Source organism: Variovorax sp. 01T439_2, from assembly GCF_056398445.1.
In genome coordinates this window covers 1-3631 of the sequence record NZ_JBFTPJ010000623.1, presented here as the reverse complement: position 1 = coordinate 3631, position 3631 = coordinate 1, and the positions used below count along the sequence as shown (strand labels likewise).

5 protein-coding genes are annotated in these 3631 nt (G+C 68.0%); 4 read left to right on the top strand and 1 reads right to left on the bottom strand.

Going from position 1 to position 3631, the window contains the following annotated elements:
• Window positions 1–860 (top strand): type VI secretion system protein (locus AC1DOC_RS24580; protein WP_478130676.1); only part of this gene is annotated, 860 nt, incomplete at its 5' end.
• Window positions 861–882: 22 nt separating this feature from the next.
• Here the strand turns inward: AC1DOC_RS24580 and tssJ are convergent.
• Window positions 883–1398: a type VI secretion system lipoprotein TssJ gene (gene tssJ / locus AC1DOC_RS24575; protein WP_412510302.1), complete on the bottom strand. Its 516-nt coding sequence runs from the start codon at window positions 1396–1398 to the stop codon at window positions 883–885.
• Between the two features lie 71 nt (window positions 1399–1469).
• On the opposite strand from tssJ, the gene tssA reads away from it, so the two are divergent.
• The 3 genes from tssA to AC1DOC_RS24560 all read left to right on the top strand — a co-directional run.
• Complete coding sequence (gene tssA / locus AC1DOC_RS24570) at window positions 1470–2501, top strand: type VI secretion system protein TssA (protein ID WP_412510301.1); 1032 nt, start codon at window positions 1470–1472, stop codon at window positions 2499–2501.
• 70 nt (window positions 2502–2571) lie between these two features.
• Window positions 2572–3090: a type VI secretion system contractile sheath small subunit gene (gene tssB / locus AC1DOC_RS24565; RefSeq protein WP_012745713.1), complete on the top strand. Its 519-nt coding sequence runs from the start codon at window positions 2572–2574 to the stop codon at window positions 3088–3090.
• Between the two features lie 41 nt (window positions 3091–3131).
• Window positions 3132–3631: type VI secretion system contractile sheath domain-containing protein (locus AC1DOC_RS24560; protein ID WP_478130675.1), on the top strand; the 500-nt coding region annotated here is incomplete at its 3' end.

Sequence of the window (3631 nt, the reverse complement as noted above, 5' to 3'; positions counted from 1 at the left end):
GGTTTCTCTTTCTCGGCGATGCGGCGGCCAACCTGCCGGGGCTGCTGGCGGCGGCGCATGCCGAGCACCTGGCACCTTCGGGCAGCGAGCCTTTCGGCGAACCCTACTGGCGCTGGTGGCTCACCGGCTCGATGACGGCCATCGAGCTTCACCCGAGCGCCGTCAGCAATGAAGCCGCAGCGCCGCACACGCGCGCGCTGTGGCTCCAGGCGCTCCTCGCACTGGCCGAGCGGCGCGACCGCGTGCCGATCAACGGCGTGGTGGCCTGCGTGGCGGCGAGCGAACTGCTGCACCCGTCCAGCGCAGGCATGAAGCCGCTGGCCGGCAGGATGCGCCGGCTGCTCGACGAGGCCGCGGACACCTTGCGCCTGCAGCTGCCGGTCTACCTGGTCGTGACCGGCCTGGAACAGCTGGCCGGCTATGCCACGCTGCGCGGTGCGCTGCCGCCCGAGGTGCTCGCACAGGTGATCGGCCATCGCCTGGCCGGGCCGGCCGCCCACGGCGAAACCGCGGCCGAACGGCTCGATGCCCTGTTCGATCCCATGGCGCGCCAGCTGCATGCGCTGCGCATGGCGCTGCTGCGCGAACAGCCGGGCGCATCGGGCCGGCTCGCGATCCATGAGTTCATCGAGGCGCTGCGGGCGCTGCAGCCCGCATTGCGCGAAGTGGCCGAGGCCCTGTTCGAAAGCCATGGCCGCGGCTCGCGCGGCCCGCGATGGCGCGGCCTCTATGTGACGGCCGCCGCATCGGGTGCGGCCGGCGGCGCCTTCGTGACCGACCTGTTCGAGCGCTTCCTGCCCGCCGACCAGCCGCTCGCGCGGCCCGGCCGCGCGCAGAACGCCAGCGCGGCGAAGGCGTGAATGAGCGGCCCGCAGGCGGGGTTTATTTGCTGCTGTCGATGCGGATCTGCCGCGCGCCGAAGGTCACGGTGAGCGTCTGCGGCTTGCCGGGCTCCACGGCGCGCACTTCGCGCCAGCGCGCACGGTCGAGATCGCGGAACGCGGCCATCACGCCGATGGCCTTGGCATCGGCCGGCAGCGTGAGGTCGAGCTTTCTGCTTTCGCCGGGGCGCAGCAGCATCTCTTCGCGCTGCACCAGCTCGGCGCCGAGCGTGGCCTGGTCCTTTTCGAACAGCGAGAAGAAGTCGGCCCCTTCGAAGGGGCCGGGCGACTTCAGCGCATAGATGCGCACCGTGAGCGGCGATGCGCGGCCGCGCGCATCGGGGTTGGCATCGGCACCGGCCGCGAGCGTGATCGACACCGGCGTGACCACGGGCTTGCTTGCGCAGCCTGCGATCAGGGCACCGGTCAATGCGAGGCCGCAGGCCAATGCAACGCGCCGCGAGACCGCAGCAAAAGAGCGTCCATAGGACGAATGGTGTGTACCCAGCGTGCGCATGCTATTCCCTTCGTTGCATTGACCGGTTCGGACGCATCTTTGATTATCACCAGCCAACTCGAACAGGCAACATGCTGACCACCGAACTTGTCGAAGCCCTGCTCACGCCCATCGGCGAGGCCTCGCCGTGCGGCGACGATCTGGAGTACGACGCGGCCTTTACCGCGCTCACCACCGCAGCGCAGGGCAAGCCCGAGCAGCAGTTCGGCGACACCGTCATCCCCGCGGTGGAGCCGGAGTGGCGCGAGGTGGCCGAACAGTCCGATGCGATCCTGCGCCGCAGCAAGGACGTGCGCGCCGCCGTGCTGCTGCTGCGTGCTTCCACGCGGCTGCAGGGACTTGCCGGTTTCGTTGCCGGGCTCGAACTGCTCACCCGCCTGCTCGACAACTTCTGGGACGGCATACATCCAAAGCTCGATGCCGAGGACGACAACGATCCGACCATGCGCCTGAACGCGCTCGCGCCGCTCGGCGACGAGACGATGGTCCTGCGCGACCTGTACGACGCGCAGGTGGGCGTGGCACCCGGCGTGGGCGCGATCCGCGTGCGCGACATCGCGGTGGCCAACAACGCATTGAATGCGGTGGGCGGCGAAGCCACCTATTCGCCGGCACAGATCCAGGGCGGCCTCGAAGCGCTGCATGCCGAGCGGCCCGAGCTGATCCAGGCCGCCATCGGCGTGCCCGGCGGGGTCGAGAAGCTGCAGGCCCTGCTGGTGGAGCGCACCGGCCGCTCCGACGCGATCGACCTCTCCCCGCTGCGCGCCATAGCCCGCATGCTGCAGAAGGCGTGCAGCGCTGCCATCGGTGCGCCCGAAGAAGCCGGCACCGCCGAAGAGGCGCAAGGCGATGTGCCGCAGGCCGGCGGCGCGCCGCGGCCCGCTGCCATGCGCGGCGAGATCCAGAGCCGGCAGGACGCGCTGCAGATGCTGGACCGCGTGATCCGCTTTCTCGAGCAGACCGAGCCCGGCAACCCCGCGCCGCTCCTGATCGAGCGCGCCAAGAAGCTCATCGGCGTGAGCTTTCTCGAAATCATGGCCAACCTCGCACCCGGCGCGCTGGACACGATCGAGACCGTGACCGGCAAGCGCCCGTCCGAGTAGCCGCCTTTTTCCCTTTCCATTTTTTCCTGTTGATCGAACCGCCCCATTTACCCCCGCAAGGAGCATCGCCATGGCCAAGAGCAGTCAGAAATTCATCGCCCGCAACCGGGCGCCACGCGTGCAGATCGAATACGACGTGGAACTCTACGGCGCCGAGAAGAAGATCCAGCTGCCCTTCGTGATGGGCGTGCTGGCCGATCTGTCGGGCAAGCCGGCCGATCCGCTCGCGCCCGTGGCCGATCGCAAGTTCCTCGAGTTCGACGTGGACAACTTCGACTCGCGCATGAAGGCCATGAAGCCGCGCGCCGCCTTCGCGGTGGAGAACTCGCTGACCGGCGAAGGCGAGCTCAAGGTCGAGCTCACCTTCGAGAACATGGAAGATTTCTCGCCCGCTGCGGTGGCCAGGAAGGTCGGCGCGCTCGACAAGCTGCTCGAGGCGCGCACCCAGCTGTCGAACCTCGTGACCTACATGGACGGCAAGAACGGCGCCGAGGAACTGCTGGCCAAGGTGCTCGAAGACCCGGCCCTGCTGCAGTCGCTGGCGGCCACCGCCAAGCCCGACGACGAAGCGGCCAAGCCGGCCGCCTGATCCCCCACACCCGACACACCGGACCCCCGAGGAGAACCACCATGGCCGAAGCACTCGAGCAGAGCGCACTCAAGGATGTCGCCTATGCGGGCAGCGATTTTTCGTCGCTCCTGCAAAAGGAATTCAAGCCGCGCAGCGACGAAGCCAAGAGCGCCGTCGAAGCCGCGGTGCTCACGCTCGCGCAGCAGGCGCTGAGCAACAGCACCGTCATTGGCAAGGACGTGACCAAGTCGATCCAGTCGATGATCGCCGCGATCGACGCCAAGCTGACCGACCAGGTCAACAAGATCATCCACCACCCCGACTACCAGAAGCTCGAGAGTGCGTGGCGCGGCCTGCACTACATGGTGAACAACACCGAGACCGACGAGCACCTGAAGATCCGGGTGATGGACATCTCGAAGACGGACCTCGCCAAGAGCCTGAAGAAGTTCAAGGGCGCGGCCTGGGACCAGAGCCCGATGTTCAAGAAGATCTACGAACAGGAATACGGCCAGTTCGGCGGCGAGCCCTTCGGCGCGCTGGTGGGCGACTACCACTT

Excerpts from the sequence above, each read along its gene's own strand:
- tssJ (WP_412510302.1), bottom strand. The coding sequence starts at position 1,398 with ATGCGCACGCTGGGTACACACCATTCGTCCTATGGACGCTCTTTTGCT.
- tssA (WP_412510301.1), top strand. The coding sequence starts at position 1,470 with ATGCTGACCACCGAACTTGTCGAAGCCCTGCTCACGCCCATCGGCGAG.
- tssB (WP_012745713.1), top strand. The coding sequence starts at position 2,572 with ATGGCCAAGAGCAGTCAGAAATTCATCGCCCGCAACCGGGCGCCACGC.